Below are 13,860 nucleotides of genomic sequence, written 5' to 3' on the forward strand. Positions count from 1 at the left end.
ATAATTCAAGGAACCCGGATTGTGCCAGAAGGCGGCAAATGTGCATGGCAGTCACATCATGAGCGATTGCGAATGAGCATCGTGACCACGAAGAAAGAGCCGACCGAACTGGTGATGATGCCGATCGGCAGTTCCTGCGGTGGCAATAGCGTGCGCGCAAGAAGGTCACTTGCCAGCAACAGCACCGCCCCGAAGAGGGCGCAGCTTGCAATCAGGCGCAGATGCAGCGGGCCGGCCAGGGTCCTGGACAGATGGGGGATCATCAGGCCAACGAAACCTATGACGCCTGCGACCGAAACAAGGATCGCCGTCGAGAAAGCGGCGACGAGAAATGTCATCCTGCGCATCCGCGCTACCGGCACGCCGAGGCTTTCGGCGGCATTCTCGCCGGCCAGGAAAGCGTCGAGCCGGCGATGGTTCCAAAGTCCGTAGAGAAGGATGGTTCCTGCGCCCAGAGCAGCCAGCCCGACATTGTCCCAACGGGCCAACCCGAGCCCGCCCATCGTCCAGAACAGGACCGAGTGGGCGGCGCGCTGGTCGCCGGCAAAGACCAGATAGTTGGTCAAGGCGGTGAACAGGAACGAGACGGCAAGCCCGGCGAGGATCAGCCGTTCGGGGCCTTGCCCCCTCACCCGCGAAACCAGCAAAAGGACGATACCTGCGGCCAATACGCCGCCGGTGAAGGCCGCGACCGGCAATGTCCAGATGCCGAAATGATCACCAAAAATGGTAATGACGGAGACCGCGCCGGCCGCGGCACCGGAAGACAGGCCGAACAGGAACGGATCGGCGAGGTCGTTGCGCGTCACCGTCTGCAGCAGCGCGCCGATGACGCCCAGCCCAGCGCCGACACAGATGGCCATAATCGTGCGCGGCAGCCTGAGATCGACAACAATCTTGCCGGCTGGACCGGACACGATGTCTCCGTCCAGCCCGGCGGCATGTCCGAGCGCAGCAACCACATCGCTCAACGCGATGATCGTCGACCCATAGGCGATCGACAGCAGAAAAAGAGCGACAATTGCCGCTGCTCCTGCTGCCATTGCCAATTCGAACGGCCTGTGGCGCAAGCTCAGAAAGCTTCCGGGTGCATCGCCCTGGCGATCTTGCCGATCGCCTCGATATTAGCCGGCCCAGGTGTCAGTTCGGCATAGCGCAACGCGACGAAGCGCTCATTCTTGACCGCGTCGGTCTCCTTCATCGCCGGGTGGGCTTTCAGGAAATCGAGCAGTTTCCTGTAGCCGCCGCCATCCTGGTAGTCGAGCAGGATAAGGAACTGCGGATTGCGGGAAGCGACCGTTTCCCAATCCGTGTTGCCCCAGCTCGTCTGCATGTCGGCCATGATGTTGTCACCGCCGGCTGCGGCGATCATGGCGCTGGGGATCGCGAACTTGCCTGACGTGAAGGGTTTGTCTTCGCCGGAGTCGTAAAGAAACACCCGCGTTCCCTTGTGGTCGCCGATTTTCGCCGTGATGTCGGCGAGTTGCGCTTTCCAGTCCGAAATAAGTTTCTGCGCCTCGGCTTCCTTGCCGAATATCCTGCCCAGCTTTTCGACATCACCATAGAGCAGGTCCATCGAGGCGGCGGGGCGGTTCTTGTCGAGATGGACGCAGCTTTCCGTCAGCACCAGCGTCTTGATACCGTGCGGTGCCAGCGTATCGGGCGTCACCTCGCCGCCCGGCTTCATGCCGTAGTACCAGCCGGCAAAGAAGAAATCGGGTTCGACCGCGACGAGGTTTTCGAGCGTCGGGTATTTCGGCGCGAGTTCCGGGATCGAACCTTGCTCGGCCTTGAATTCCGGACCGACCTTGTACCATCCGGTGATGCCGGTCAGGCCGACGATCGACGGTTGCAGGCCCAGTGCAAAGGCCATCTCGGCCATGTTCAGATCTTGGATGACGGCGCGCTTCGGCGCGGCGTCGAAGGTCAACGGCGTGCCACAGCTATCAACGGTTACCGGAAAGGCAAAGGCCGGCGAGGTCAGCAACGAGAAGGCAAGAGAAAATGCAAGGCGATTCACGGATGTTGCTCCTTTTTGAATGAGGATGGGGTTGAATCAGGATGGCGAAGCGGCACGGTTCGGGACCTCGAAGACCGTCAGCTCGCGGTCTTCGGTGGGATGGCGCAGCCGAAGCACGTCGACGCCGAAAATCTCGCGGATCAACTGCTTGGTCAGCGCCTCGCGCGGACCGGCGAGTGCCTGCAAGCGGGCCTCGTTCATCACCGCGACTCTGGCGGCAAATGGCGTGACCAGCGACAGGTCATGAAGCACCGCCACGACGGTCATGCCGAACCCGGCCACGAGTTCGAGAAGTTCGCTGCGGGCGCGCGGATCGAGATGATTCGTCGGCTCATCGAGGAACAGGATTTTTGGCTCCTGGGCAATGGCGCGTGCAAGCTGGGCGCGTTGCCGCTCGCCACCGGATAGCGAGCCGAGCGTGCGGCCGAGCAGCGGCAGCAGGCCGGTTCTGCGAAGTGCTTCAATGACGATGTCGCGTTGCTCCCTCCTCCGACGCAAGCCGGCATGCGGGACGCGCCCAAGCTCGACGTAGTCGATCACGGCAAGCCGCGGATCAGGCTGATCGGTCTGGCCGACGACCGCCATGTGCAGTGCCCGCTCGGCGGCCGAAAACCTGTCCAGCCGGCGTCCGGAAAATCTCACTTCTCCCGCGCTTGGCCGCAGCGTACCGCATAGCATGCGCAGCAGCGTCGTCTTGCCGGCGCCGTTGGGGCCGATGATGGCGAGGCGGTCGCCCGCCGCTAGCGAAAGGCTCACCGCGCTGACCAGGCACTGGCCATTCGTCGTCGCGCTCAGCTCACGCGCTTCAAGAAGAGGCAGGGAGGCGTCCAACTTACCGTCACTTTCTCAATGGCGACGGAAGGAAGCTGGACGGACCGGCCGACAAGACCGATGTCCACGTCTCCTCCCGGCACACCCCGTCCGGTCAACTCATGCTGATGGCAGGTCTCCTGGCTCGCGGGTCTTTGCGCCATCCTGCCTTCCCAGCCTTGCCGGCCAGTGGCATTTCGGATGTTGCTAACCGCTTACAGTTGCGGGGGCAGCCACGGCCTCGATCCGAAGACCTCACCGTGTTCCCTTTTCACCCCTTGCCTTTCGACTCGGGGACCATCAGTCAGCCACCCTAGTTTTCCGCCAATCACAGCGCAATAAGTCTTGTCAGAAGGAGCCATATAGACCTCGTGATGTAATAACGTTACATTTAAAAGGACGTTTGCCCGCTTCCTGTCAAGCCTTTTCGCGCGACGCCTGCGACTTGCCGACGACCGTCGCTCTCGATTTGCGCAGTGCGCAATTTCGATCAAACTGCCTCCGCCAGGAAGCGGCACCATAATCTTGCCAATATAAGACATGGCCAATGTAAAGACTGGGCCAATGTAAAGACTGGGCCAATGCGGAGACTGGGCCAATGCGAGGTGCCAAATGAACCCGATCGAGAAAGCCTTGTGGTTCGTTGAAAGCCACCTGCCCGAAGCAGTCTCGCTGGACGATGTCGCCAAGAGCAGCGGGGTGTCGCGCTTTCATGTGACGCGGGCTTTCGGCGCGGCTACCGGCCGTTCGGTGATGAGCTACGTCCGTTCTCGCCGACTGACCGAAGCGGCGCGCAAGCTTGGCGCCGGCGCACCCGACATCCTCTCGGTCGCGCTCGACGCCGGCTATGCCTCGCATGAGGCCTTCACCCGCGCCTTCCGCGACCAGTTCGGCACCACGCCGGAACTGGTGCGCGCACAAGGCTCGCTCGACAACCTCGATCTTGTGGAGCCGATCCTGATGGACCAGTCCTTTCTCGCCACTCTCGAACCGCCGCGTTTTGAGACCAGCCGGCCGTTTCTCATCGCCGGTCTCGGCGAGCGCTACAGCTGCGAAACCAGCGCCGGCATCCCGATGCAGTGGCAGCGGTTCGGCCCCTATATTGGCAACATTCCTGGCGAGATCGGCGACGTCGCCTATGGCGTCTGCGTCAACGGCGACGACGCCGGCAATTTCGACTACATCGCTGGCGTCGAAGTGTCCGATTTTTCGGACCTGCCGAGGGAGTTTTGGCGTGTGCGCGTGCCGGCGCAGAAATACGGCGTGTTCGCCCATCGTGACCATATCTCGACCATCCGCCGCACGGTCAACACGATCTGGAACAAATGGCTGCCAGCCTCTGGGCACGAGATCGCCGATGCGCCGGAATTCGAGCGTTACGGCCCCGAATTTGATCCGCGCAGCGGCAATGGCGGGCTGGAAATCTGGATACCGATCAAAGGGTGAGGCACGGCAGGCCGACGCCGAAGCGCCGGAAGCGCTGCTACAGTTCCAGGTTCCAGTTCTGGCCGACCAGATCCCTGCCGAAGGAATGGTGGCACTCCTCGTTGGTCAATTTAAAGCCCACAGACTCATAGATGTGGCGGGCGGCGGCGAGCACGTCGTTGGTCCACAGCGTCACTGTCCTGTAACCCGTGGCGCGGCAAAAGCCGATACATTCCTCGACCAGCCGCTTGCCGATGCCGAGACCTCGCGCCGAGGGCTCGACGTAGAGCAGGCGCAATTTCGCCACCGCGTCCGACTGGCGCACGACGAAGACGGAGCCGACGACCTCGCCTTCCCGCTCGGCGATCCGGCTGCGTTCCCATTTCGGATCGAAAGATTTGACGAAGGCACCGAGGATTTCGGCGACCAGCGCTTCATAGGTTTCGTCCCAGCCATATTCCTGCGCGTAGAGCAGGCCCTGGCGATGAATAATCCAGCCGATGTCGCCGACTTGCAGAGGCCGCAGCATATAGGGAATTTTGGGCTCGGCGCTTCCGCCCAGCAAACGCTGCACCGTCTGCATGGCTTTGACCAGCCTGTCCTGTTCGGCATCCGAAAGCCGGTCGAGCAAAGCCGCGACCTGGTCGTGCGAGCCCTGGTTCAGCGGTGCGAAGGCCTGCCGCCCGGCCTTGGTCAGCGCGATCGACGAGCGCCGCGCATCCGCCTCGATCGTGGCACGCTCGACCAGATCACGCTCCTCGAACTTCTTCAGCAGCCGGCTGAGATAACCGGCATCGAGGCCGAGATCGCGCCCAAGATCCGTGGCGGTCAGGCCATCGCGATGCGCCAGCTCATAGAGCACCCGCGCCTCGGTCAGCGAGAAGGTGCTTTTCAGCAGCCCTTCGTCGAGCAGCCCGATCTGGCGGGTATAAAAGCGGTTGAAGGCCCGCACCGCGTCGATCCGCTCCTTGCCTGGGTGATGATGAATGGTCATGGCATCCTCCTCCGGGCAAGATCAGCGATTTAGTTGACTTGGTCAAGTATCTATTTGAAGCATCCGTTTGAAGCAATTGTCCTGATGATGCTCACCGGGCGCCTTGACTCGCGCGAGTTGCCAGACTATTTCAGCGCCACGTTAGCACTCCCCCAAGATGAGTGCTAACCATGTCCGGCGCCGCCGGACGGAGGAACTGTTCTCACCATTCTCATCGAGGAATAAAAAATGGCAAAGTCGAAGTTCCGCCCGCTTCATGACCGCGTGGTCGTTCGTCGGGTCGAATCCGAATCCAAGACCGCGGGCGGGATCATCATTCCCGACACGGCGAAGGAAAAGCCGCAGGAAGGCGAGATCATCGCCGTCGGTTCCGGCGCCCGTGACGAAGCCGGCAAGCTCGTCCCGCTGGACGTCAAGGCCGGCGACCGTATCCTGTTCGGCAAGTGGTCGGGCACCGAAGTCAAGCTCAATGGCGAAGACCTTCTGATCATGAAGGAAGCCGACATTATGGGCATCATCGGCTGAATATCGGCCTCACCCTCATTTAAATCTTCGGGCTCAATCCAAGCCCCTGCCAGGAGCTAAAAATGGCTGCCAAAGACGTAAAATTCTCCCGCGACGCTCGTGAGCGCATGCTGCGCGGCGTCAACATCCTCGCCGACGCGGTGAAGGTCACGCTCGGCCCCAAGGGCCGCAACGTGGTCATCGACAAGTCGTTCGGCGCACCGCGCATTACCAAGGACGGCGTCACCGTCGCCAAGGAAATCGAGCTTGAAGACAAGTTCGAGAACATGGGCGCGCAGATGGTCCGCGAAGTTGCTTCGAAGACCAACGACATCGCCGGCGACGGCACCACGACCGCGACCGTTCTGGCACAGTCGATCGTCCAGGAAGGCCACAAGGCGGTTGCCGCCGGCATGAACCCGATGGACCTCAAGCGCGGCATCGACCTCGCCGTCGCCGACGTCGTCGCGACGCTGATCAAGAACGCCAAGAAGATCAAGACCTCGGAAGAGGTTGCCCAGGTCGGCACCATCGCCGGCAATGGCGACGTTTCGGTCGGCTCGATGATCGCGGAAGCGATGCAGAAGGTCGGCAATGAGGGCGTCATCACCGTCGAGGAAGCCAAGACCGCCGAGACCGAGCTCGAAGTCGTCGAAGGCATGCAGTTCGACCGCGGTTATCTCTCGCCCTACTTCGTCACCAACGCCGAGAAGATGGTTGCGGATCTGGAAGACGCCTACATTCTTCTCCACGAGAAGAAGCTCTCCAACCTGCAGGCCATGCTGCCGATCCTCGAGGCTGTCGTGCAGACCTCGAAGCCGCTGGTCATCATTTCGGAAGACGTCGAGGGCGAGGCCCTGGCCACGCTCGTCGTCAACAAGCTGCGTGGCGGCCTGAAGATCGCCGCCGTCAAGGCGCCTGGCTTCGGTGATCGCCGCAAGGCCATGCTGGAAGACATCGCTATCCTCACCGGTGGCCAGGTCATCTCCGAAGACCTCGGCATCAAGCTCGAGAATGTCGGCCTGAACATGCTCGGCCGCGCCAAGAAGGTGTCGATCTCCAAGGAGAACACCACCATCGTCGACGGCGCCGGCAAGAAGGCCGAGATCCAGGGCCGCGTCGCCCAGATCAAGCAGCAGATCGAGGAGACCACCTCGGACTACGACAAGGAGAAGCTGCAGGAACGTCTCGCCAAGCTGGCGGGCGGCGTTGCCGTCATCCGCGTCGGCGGTGCGACCGAAGTGGAAGTCAAGGAAAAGAAGGACCGCGTCGATGACGCCCTCAACGCGACCCGTGCGGCCGTCGAAGAAGGCATCGTTCCCGGCGGCGGCGTCGCACTGCTGCGCGCTTCGCTGAGCATCAAGGCAACCGGCGCCAACTCCGACCAGACCGCCGGCATCAGCATCGTGCGTCGCGCGCTGCAGGCTCCGGCCCGTCAGATCGCGGCCAACGCCGGTGCGGAAGCATCGATCGTTGCCGGCAAGATCCTGGAGAACAAGGGCGCGACCTTCGGCTACAACGCCCAGACCGGCGAATATGGCGACATGATCGCCATGGGTATCGTCGATCCGGTCAAGGTTGTGCGCACGGCTCTGCAGGACGCGGCCTCGGTCGCCGGCCTGCTGGTCACCACCGAAGCCATGATTGCGGAGGCTCCGAAGAAGGAGTCGGCTGGCGGCGGCATGCCTGGCGGCATGGGCGGCGGCGGCATGGGCGGCATGGGCGGTATGGATTTCTAATCCAACCCATCAGCCTTCATGTACGGAAAGGGCGGCCGAGAGGTCGCCCTTTTTCGTTGATGGGACGGAGGATGAGAGGCGGTCCGATTCCAAAGCAAGCGGAAGCATACCCCTGACCGTTTCTTCGGCGTCGGCGCAGAACGTGAATTGCAGAGCTGGAGCGTCGGCCCTTCGGCAGGGCTCCGCGCTGGCCTCGATGCCGTGGAAGCGCGAAACGTCAATGCGCCGTGACTGCGATCTCTTTCGCCGGCAATGCCCCCTCAATCAGCGCCGCGACCTCATCGGCTACCGCCAGCACCGGGGCGCGGTCGCGGGTGGCGCGTGCGATCACCATCAGCCCTTCCAGCGATGATTCGACCAGCAGCGCCAGCGCGTGCGCGCGGCGCTCGGGCACCCCTGCCCTGACGAAGGCCGCCCTGAGCAGGCCTATCCATTGCTCGAAGGCCGACCGGCACAACTCAGCCAACTCCGGCATGTCGGTCGGCGAATCCAACACCACGGGCGCGATCGGGCAACCGAGCGTGAACTGGTTGTCTTCCAGCATGCGCGCGACCGATTGGTAGATGTGGTGGACCGCCACCGCCGGATCTTTTTCGGCAGCGAGCGCGGCGTCCAGCCTCTGCGTCACATCGGCGACGCTATCGCGCGTAACCTCGACGACCAGCTGATCCTTGCCGCCCGGAAAGTGGAAGTAGAGCGAGCCCCTTGGTGCACCTGAGGCACTCAATATGTCGTTGAGCGACGTGCCGTGGTAGCCGCGCTGCCTCAGCAGCAGCGCCGTTGTCTCGAGTATGCGGATGCGGGTGTCGTTCGCCATGTCAACCTCTGTCAGGAACGAGCATTATAGGCCTTGCCTCGAATATGACAACCGGTCTATATAATATGTAGATCAGTCTATATATCAGCGAGGGGCGAATGCGTAGTTATCGTCTTAAAGGAACCGGCGTGACCAAGTGCCTGGTGATGCGCGACGGGACGCAGCCGACGCCGAAGCCGCACGAGATCGTCGTGCGTGTCCGCGCCACATCGCTCAACCGCCGCGATACGATGATCCTCAACGGCACCTATCCGCTGACGCCGCGCCAAGGCGTTATCCCGCTGAGCGACGGTGCCGGGGAAGTCGTTGCCGTCGGAGATGCCGTCACCCGCTTTGCCGCCGGCGACCGCATCACCGGCAGCTATTTTGCACGCTGGATTGATGGCCGCATAAATGCCGGGCTGATCGACCAGCTTGGCTGCACGCTGGACGGGATGCTGACTGAATACGCGGTGCTCGACGAGCAATGGGCCGTGTGGCTTCCCGATCATCTCGACTGGCATCAAGCGGCGACACTGACCTGTGCCGGCCTGACCGCTTGGAATGCCGTGACGGCGGCCGAGATGCCGAAGCCCGGGCAGTGGGTTCTGGTCATCGGTTCAGGTGGCGTCGCGCTGTTTGCGCTGCAATTCGCCAAGCTGCTCGGCTGCCGGGTCGTGGCCGTCAGCTCGCGCGGCGAGAAGCTGGACCGGCTGCGGGCGCTGGGCGCCGACCTCGTCGTCTCGACGGCCGACATGCCGGAATGGGGTGCAGCTGTGCGCGAGCAAACCGGTGGCATCGACCTCGTCGTCGAGACCGGCGGCCCGCCGACCTTCGCGCAATCGATGATCGCCTGCGCGCTTTACGGGCGCATCGTGCTTCTCACCATACAGGATGCGAAAGGCGGGACGGTGCAGATCCCCGGCCCGGTCTACCAGCGCAGCCTCGCCACCATCAGCCGCCTCTTCGTCGGCAATCGCACCAACCTCGAAGCCATGCTGCGCGCCATCTCGGTGCATCGGCTTAAGCCTGTCATCGACAAGGTGTTCGCCTTCGACGAGGCCCAAGACGCCTACCGTTATTTCCAGCAAGGCGACGTCTTCGGGAAAGTGGTCGTCGACGGCGCCTGACTGGTTCGCCCCCAAAATCTGATCGACCCCCTCAAATCAAAGGAGAGACACAATGACCATTCGTGAAGCAGAGGCCCAATGGCAGGGATCGTTGAAAGAAGGTTCGGGCCGGCTGAGGCTAGGCAGCGGCGTATTCGAAGGCGCCTACTCCTTCCCGTCGCGTTTCGAGAACGGTCCCGGCACCAACCCGGAGGAATTGATCGCGGCGGCGCATGCCGGCTGCTTCTCGATGGCGCTGAGCGCCATCCTGGGCCGCGAAGGTTATACTCCCGCACGCATTCACACGATCGCGAAAGCGCATCTCGGCGCCACCGCGGCCGGACCGACGATCACCCGTATCGAGTTGGAGACGGAGGCAAGCGTGGCCGGGCTGGCTGCCGGGGATTTCGAGCGGCTGGCGCAGACGGCCAAGAAGAGCTGCCTCGTGTCGCGGGCGCTGGCCGGCGTCGCGGCGATCACGCTCAAGGCCCGCCTCGTCGAAACCGTTGCTGATCACTGAAGGGAAGGAATATCCAATGACACAGGAACTCATCATCGACATCGCCGCGGCCAAACGCTCCGCCGAGACGGCCGAGATCATGCGGCGCTACAACGACGTCTTCAGCGCCACGACCCGTCGGCGCTCGACGATCTGGTGGCGGAAGATTGCGTGATCGAGAACACCACGCCGGCCCCGGACGGCGCCCGCCGCATCGGCAAGGGCGCCTGCGTCGAACTGTGGTCGGCGATCGCGACCGGACCCGGCACGCGCTTCGACATCGAAGAAACCTTCGTCGCCGGCGACCGGGCAACGATCCGCTGGCGCTACTGGATGGCCGACGGCAATTCGCTGCGAGGCGTCAACCTGATGCGCGTCGAGGGCGGTCGGATCGTCGAGGCCATGGGCTACGTGAAGGGTTAGGTTTGCGCTGCCCGCGATCTTTCCTGTCTACCGGTCCGCCAGCGCCAGTTTGGCGCCGAGCATGACAAAGGCACCGGCGAAGGTGCGGCGCATCCAGGCCAGCACCTTTGGCCGCGACACGACATGGCTGCGGATCGACGCCGCGAAGATGCCGTAGCCGACAAAGACCACGAAGGTGAGCAGCATGAAGACGCTGCTGAGCTCCAGCATCTTCGACAGCGCATGCGATTCGGTGGTGCTGACGAATTGCGGCAGGAAGGCAAAGAAGAAGATCGACAGCTTCGGATTGAGGATGTTGATGAGGATGCCCGAAGTGATCACTTTGCCGGCCGAGCGCGGCGCGACATTTTCGTCGACGCTCAGGCCGCCCTTCTCCTTCAGCGTGTTCCAGGCCATGTAGAGCAGGTAGGCGACGCCGAGATATTTCAGCGTCTCGAAGGCGACGGCGCTGGTGTGCAGCAGAGCCGCGAGGCCGGTGATGGCGGCCGCCATATGCGGAATGATGCCGAGCGTGCAGCCGAAAGCGGCAATGATGCTGGCACGCGCACCACGCGAAAGCCCGGCGCTCAGCGTATAGAGAACGCCAGTGCCGGGCGAAGCCACGACAATCAGCGACGTCAACAGGAATTCGATGCTCACAGATGGTCTCCCGGTGCTGGCCCTGCCGCCGGCAGCGTAATCAGCGAAACGTGCGGGCACAAGCCAGCCTGAGAGCCTATCCGCATTCAGATCATGCTATTGGCGTGCAGCTTGCTATCCGCGATGGGCTGCCGAACTTCCCAGTGTTCGACTAGCTTACTCTCGTTCAGCCTGAAAATGTCGACGATGGCCAAGCCCTCCTCTTCGGGTTCGCGTTTTGCGTGCATGTGCACGATGACGAAATCCCCTTCGGCAAAAATCCGCTTCACCTCTCCCCTCACGAGGGGAAATGACTGTTTGAGCTGCTGCAGATAGGCTTTGAAGCCGTCCGCACCATCCGCAATGTTCGGATTATGTTGGATGTAGCGTTCGCCAAAATGCATCGAAGCAGCTTCGATGTTGCCCTGGTTTACTGCTTTGTCGATGAAGTCCAGGACGATCGTCTTGTTGGTCTCGAGCGAATTATAACTCTTGGCTGTAACTGGATTTGATGGTTCGTCACGCATGTTTTGCTCCGTGAGGTGCCTGCTTCTGCCTGGTGTGAACAGGAGCGTCCGCACGCCGACATTGCCAACATAATCAGCCACGCTTGTGAGATGGTCGATATGCCATTCCGCTAGATTCTTATCCAATCGTCTAATATCGTTGTCCGATTCATCATCGGAGGATGGTTCTCATGGATGCCTTGTCCGAAGTTCTTGCTTCGCTGAGATTTGGCAGCGCCATGATCGGCAGCGCGACCCTGCATCGGCCATGGGGTATTTCGGTCGATCCGATAAGGAATGCCGCCATCCACGTCATACAGAACGGCGAATGCTGGCTGCGGCTAGCCGGTGAAAAGGAGCCGATCCGCTTAGGCGAGGGAGACGTCATCCTTGTCGCGAGCGGTATCGGGCATGCCCTTTGCAATCCGGCGGATGCACCGACGGCATCGATATCCGCCGTCCTTTCCGCAAATCGGAGCGGACTGGAACCGAAAAGCGAGAGCGGCGCGACAACTCTTCTTTGTGCGAGATATTCACTCGACGGCGTCGGACCATATCCGATGGTTTCGCTGCTTCCACCGCTGATCCATTTGACCCGAAATCAGATCGACACCAGCGAGCCGCTGCGGCTTGCCCTGGAACTTCTGCAGGTCGAAGCAAAAAGCAATCTCGGCGGTCACGACATTGTCGCCCCACGTCTTCTCGACAGCACGTTGATCTTCTTATTGCGTGCCTGGATAGAACATCAGCCTCTCGGAACAGGCGGATGGTTTGGCGCCTTACGCGATAAAGGCATTGCGCAGGCTTTGCGCCTGATCCACGAGCGGCCGGATGGTCCCTGGACTATCGCTTCCCTTGCCAGCGGCGCGGCACAGTCCCGGGCCACCTTCGCGCGTCGCTTCGCTCAACTCGTGGGACAGCCGCCGCTGTCCTATGTGACTCGATGGCGGATGAACCTTGCCGCCAAGGCTCTGCGGGAAACGAACCAGAACATTGGCGAGATCGGGCGCGCCGTCGGATATGAATCGGTGCCGTCGTTCTCACAGGCATTCAAACGGTTGACCGGACGATCGCCCGGCCTCTACCGCAGCGACTTTCGCTCATCTGACTGAAGAATTTCAAAACTGCCCGAGGGCCGTCACTACACCACCGGCAGTCCGTGAGCCAGGCGCGCCATCAGGCAGTCGTCATCGCCCGGCATGCAGGCGCGGCAGACGTCGGGACGGATCTCGTAGATGCCGCAGGCGGTCGACTTGCCGACCTCGCCGCACAGTGCCGAACAGCGCGCGCCGTCGCAGCGCATGCCGGCTTCATCGGCAGCCACGTATTTTTGCGGGACAAGGTCGAGCTGCGCGTCATCCTCGGTTGAAAAGCGCGGCCATCTTGACGAGTAGGCGCAGCAGGCGCCACAGGTCTGGCAATCGAAGGCAACCGGATCGGCGCCCTCTTGTGGCGACAAAAAATCCTCTGCGACCGCCAGGGCAAGCAGCCTTGGCGCAGATTTCCGGCCGGCATTTTGCTGCAAGGGTGCTATTTCTTCTTCGGCTTGCGCGGCGGTGCTTCGGCCGGCGACCTGAACAGATCGGTACCCGCTTCGGCGGCTTCACCGGTTTTTGGTGCGGCGGCCGGCTTGGCCGGCTTCACGGCGGCAGCAGGCGCGGCCGGCTGGCCCTTGGCGGAAAACTTGATTGCCATATCAATCCTCGTCAGAGAAACGCGATGATGGCGCATTCGGATTGCGAAGGCGGCCGATGAGCGCCGAAACGGCCGTGATGTTCATTTCTTCGGGCGACCAGTTCCTGGCTTCCTCGATGTGCCGGGGCGCCAGCTCGCGATGCGTGCTGCCGCTGTAGGCGGCGTCCGGATAGGTCACGCGCTCGTGCGTCTTGGCGTTTTCCCGGACGTATTCGATCAGATAATTGGGGCATTCGGCACGGCCGCGCACGCCGAGCCGCACCTGGGCATCGCCGTGGACACGCCGGCAGCGCTCGAGCTTTTCGAGCACGCGCCGGACATATTCGACCGGCTTGTCGAGTTCACCCACGACATCGGCGATGGTCGAATCGGCGGTGATCGCCTTTTGAGGCACGCGTTTGGTGGCCATCAGCGTTTGCCCGCGCGTTTCGGCGAGGCCGCGAGCGCAACCGCTGCCATGTCATCGGCTTCCTTTTCCAGGCGCAGTTCGCGCAGCCGCGCGGTCTTGGCTTCGCGCGCCTGGCTGACGGCATCCCGTTCGGAATTGATGCGGTCGAGCGACATCGACTGGGTCCGCGTCTTGCTAAAAATGGATTCGGCCTGGTCGCGGGGTCTTTTTGAAGTTGCGGTCAAGGTCTTTCTCCCGGTTCGGAGCGCGCCGCCGAAAAGTGGCGAGATTGGTCTTTCGGCCAGGATCCCGCACAAAGCAATACGGCAGCCGG

General features: G+C 62.1%; 17 protein-coding genes, 1 pseudogene and 1 riboswitch. Of the genes and pseudogenes, 7 read left to right on the top strand and 11 right to left on the bottom strand.

Going from position 1 to position 13,860, the window contains the following annotated elements:
- Window positions 1-56 precede the first annotated feature (56 nt).
- From NKH43_RS18740 to NKH43_RS18750, 3 genes are read right to left on the bottom strand one after another with little or no spacing between them, the layout of a single operon-like run.
- Window positions 57-1,043 carry a FecCD family ABC transporter permease gene (locus NKH43_RS18740; protein WP_352859374.1) on the bottom strand — a complete coding sequence of 329 codons (987 nt, stop codon included), beginning with the start codon at window positions 1,041-1,043 and terminating at the stop codon, window positions 57-59.
- A gap of 29 nt (window positions 1,044-1,072) precedes the next feature.
- Entirely contained in the window at window positions 1,073-2,020 is a 948-nt protein-coding gene (locus NKH43_RS18745) for an ABC transporter substrate-binding protein (protein ID WP_352859375.1), read from the bottom strand.
- 36 nt (window positions 2,021-2,056) lie between these two features.
- Window positions 2,057-2,851: an ABC transporter ATP-binding protein gene (locus NKH43_RS18750; protein WP_352859376.1), complete on the bottom strand. Its 795-nt coding sequence runs from the start codon at window positions 2,849-2,851 to the stop codon at window positions 2,057-2,059.
- A gap of 92 nt (window positions 2,852-2,943) precedes the next feature.
- Window positions 2,944-3,147, bottom strand: a riboswitch (cobalamin riboswitch).
- 295 nt (window positions 3,148-3,442) lie between these two features.
- Between NKH43_RS18750 and NKH43_RS18755 the strand changes: the two genes are divergently transcribed.
- Window positions 3,443-4,276, top strand: a complete 834-nt coding sequence (locus NKH43_RS18755) for a GyrI-like domain-containing protein (protein WP_352859377.1) — start codon at window positions 3,443-3,445, stop codon at window positions 4,274-4,276.
- A 37-nt stretch (window positions 4,277-4,313) separates the two neighbouring features.
- On the opposite strand, the gene NKH43_RS18760 is transcribed toward NKH43_RS18755, so the two are convergent.
- Window positions 4,314-5,249, bottom strand: coding sequence for a bifunctional helix-turn-helix transcriptional regulator/GNAT family N-acetyltransferase (locus NKH43_RS18760; RefSeq protein WP_352859378.1), 936 nt, complete (start codon window positions 5,247-5,249; stop codon window positions 4,314-4,316).
- Window positions 5,250-5,477: 228 nt separating this feature from the next.
- Here NKH43_RS18760 and groES point away from each other — a divergent pair, with 228 nt between their 5' ends.
- Both groES and groL read left to right on the top strand, forming a co-directional pair.
- A complete protein-coding gene (gene groES, locus NKH43_RS18765; RefSeq protein WP_006333965.1) occupies window positions 5,478-5,774 on the top strand; it encodes a co-chaperone GroES in 297 nt (98 codons plus the stop codon).
- A gap of 62 nt (window positions 5,775-5,836) precedes the next feature.
- Window positions 5,837-7,492, top strand: a complete 1,656-nt coding sequence (gene groL / locus NKH43_RS18770; RefSeq protein WP_352481739.1) for a chaperonin GroEL — start codon at window positions 5,837-5,839, stop codon at window positions 7,490-7,492.
- A 217-nt stretch (window positions 7,493-7,709) separates the two neighbouring features.
- Here groL and NKH43_RS18775 read toward each other — a convergent pair whose 3' ends face one another.
- Window positions 7,710-8,309 carry a TetR/AcrR family transcriptional regulator gene (locus NKH43_RS18775; RefSeq protein ID WP_352481740.1) on the bottom strand — a complete coding sequence of 200 codons (600 nt, stop codon included), beginning with the start codon at window positions 8,307-8,309 and terminating at the stop codon, window positions 7,710-7,712.
- A gap of 128 nt (window positions 8,310-8,437) precedes the next feature.
- Here NKH43_RS18775 and NKH43_RS18780 point away from each other — a divergent pair, with 128 nt between their 5' ends.
- The 3 genes and pseudogenes from NKH43_RS18780 to NKH43_RS18790 all read left to right on the top strand — a co-directional run bounded on the left by NKH43_RS18780 (window position 8,438) and on the right by NKH43_RS18790 (window position 10,319).
- On the top strand, window positions 8,438-9,418 hold the full coding sequence (locus NKH43_RS18780) for a zinc-dependent alcohol dehydrogenase family protein (RefSeq protein ID WP_352859381.1): 981 nt from the start codon (window positions 8,438-8,440) through the stop codon (window positions 9,416-9,418).
- A gap of 52 nt (window positions 9,419-9,470) precedes the next feature.
- Window positions 9,471-9,917, top strand: coding sequence for an OsmC family protein (locus NKH43_RS18785; protein ID WP_352859383.1), 447 nt, complete (start codon window positions 9,471-9,473; stop codon window positions 9,915-9,917).
- A 16-nt stretch (window positions 9,918-9,933) separates the two neighbouring features.
- A pseudogene (locus NKH43_RS18790) lies at window positions 9,934-10,319 on the top strand (nuclear transport factor 2 family protein).
- A 27-nt stretch (window positions 10,320-10,346) separates the two neighbouring features.
- On the opposite strand, the gene NKH43_RS18795 reads toward NKH43_RS18790, so the two are convergent.
- Both NKH43_RS18795 and NKH43_RS18800 read right to left on the bottom strand, forming a co-directional pair.
- Window positions 10,347-10,958, bottom strand: a complete 612-nt coding sequence (locus NKH43_RS18795) for a LysE family translocator (protein ID WP_352859385.1) — start codon at window positions 10,956-10,958, stop codon at window positions 10,347-10,349.
- Between the two features lie 86 nt (window positions 10,959-11,044).
- Window positions 11,045-11,464 (bottom strand): nuclear transport factor 2 family protein, encoded by a 420-nt coding sequence (locus tag NKH43_RS18800; protein ID WP_352859387.1) that lies wholly within the window; start codon window positions 11,462-11,464, stop codon window positions 11,045-11,047.
- 170 nt (window positions 11,465-11,634) lie between these two features.
- On the opposite strand from NKH43_RS18800, the gene NKH43_RS18805 reads away from it, so the two are divergent.
- Window positions 11,635-12,555, top strand: a complete 921-nt coding sequence (locus NKH43_RS18805; protein ID WP_352481745.1) for an AraC family transcriptional regulator — start codon at window positions 11,635-11,637, stop codon at window positions 12,553-12,555.
- Window positions 12,556-12,584: 29 nt separating this feature from the next.
- On the opposite strand, the gene NKH43_RS18810 is transcribed toward NKH43_RS18805, so the two are convergent.
- The 4 genes from NKH43_RS18810 to NKH43_RS18825 form a co-directional block, all read right to left on the bottom strand.
- Complete coding sequence (locus NKH43_RS18810; protein WP_502906494.1) at window positions 12,585-12,902, bottom strand: YkgJ family cysteine cluster protein; 318 nt, start codon at window positions 12,900-12,902, stop codon at window positions 12,585-12,587.
- 71 nt (window positions 12,903-12,973) lie between these two features.
- Window positions 12,974-13,138 (bottom strand): hypothetical protein, encoded by a 165-nt coding sequence (locus NKH43_RS18815; protein ID WP_023722752.1) that lies wholly within the window; start codon window positions 13,136-13,138, stop codon window positions 12,974-12,976.
- 1 nt (window position 13,139) lies between these two features.
- The gene (locus NKH43_RS18820; protein WP_352859389.1) at window positions 13,140-13,547 is read right to left on the bottom strand and encodes a hypothetical protein; all 408 of its coding nucleotides are present in this window, start codon (window positions 13,545-13,547) and stop codon (window positions 13,140-13,142) included.
- Window positions 13,547-13,771 carry a hypothetical protein gene (locus NKH43_RS18825; RefSeq protein ID WP_352859390.1) on the bottom strand — a complete coding sequence of 75 codons (225 nt, stop codon included), beginning with the start codon at window positions 13,769-13,771 and terminating at the stop codon, window positions 13,547-13,549. Before NKH43_RS18825 ends, NKH43_RS18820 begins: the two co-directional genes overlap by 1 nt.
- Between the last annotated feature and the right edge of the window lie 89 nt (window positions 13,772-13,860).

The organism is Mesorhizobium sp. M1163 (assembly GCF_040318415.1).
In the GTDB taxonomy this organism is placed as follows: Bacteria; Pseudomonadota; Alphaproteobacteria; order Rhizobiales; family Rhizobiaceae; genus Mesorhizobium.

Bases quoted from the DNA above. Each gene is read 5' to 3' on its own strand.
- NKH43_RS18775 (WP_352481740.1), bottom strand. From the start codon at position 8,309: ATGGCGAACGACACCCGCATCCGCATACTCGAGACAACGGCGCTGCTG.
- NKH43_RS18740 (WP_352859374.1), bottom strand. From the start codon at position 1,043: ATGGCAGCAGGAGCAGCGGCAATTGTCGCTCTTTTTCTGCTGTCGATC.
- NKH43_RS18785 (WP_352859383.1), top strand. From the start codon at position 9,471: ATGACCATTCGTGAAGCAGAGGCCCAATGGCAGGGATCGTTGAAAGAA.
- NKH43_RS18815 (WP_023722752.1), bottom strand. From the start codon at position 13,138: ATGGCAATCAAGTTTTCCGCCAAGGGCCAGCCGGCCGCGCCTGCTGCC.
- NKH43_RS18800 (WP_352859387.1), bottom strand. From the start codon at position 11,464: ATGCGTGACGAACCATCAAATCCAGTTACAGCCAAGAGTTATAATTCG.
- NKH43_RS18760 (WP_352859378.1), bottom strand. From the start codon at position 5,249: ATGACCATTCATCATCACCCAGGCAAGGAGCGGATCGACGCGGTGCGG.
- NKH43_RS18820 (WP_352859389.1), bottom strand. From the start codon at position 13,547: ATGGCCACCAAACGCGTGCCTCAAAAGGCGATCACCGCCGATTCGACC.
- NKH43_RS18805 (WP_352481745.1), top strand. From the start codon at position 11,635: ATGGATGCCTTGTCCGAAGTTCTTGCTTCGCTGAGATTTGGCAGCGCC.
- NKH43_RS18755 (WP_352859377.1), top strand. From the start codon at position 3,443: ATGAACCCGATCGAGAAAGCCTTGTGGTTCGTTGAAAGCCACCTGCCC.
- groES (WP_006333965.1), top strand. From the start codon at position 5,478: ATGGCAAAGTCGAAGTTCCGCCCGCTTCATGACCGCGTGGTCGTTCGT.
- groL (WP_352481739.1), top strand. From the start codon at position 5,837: ATGGCTGCCAAAGACGTAAAATTCTCCCGCGACGCTCGTGAGCGCATG.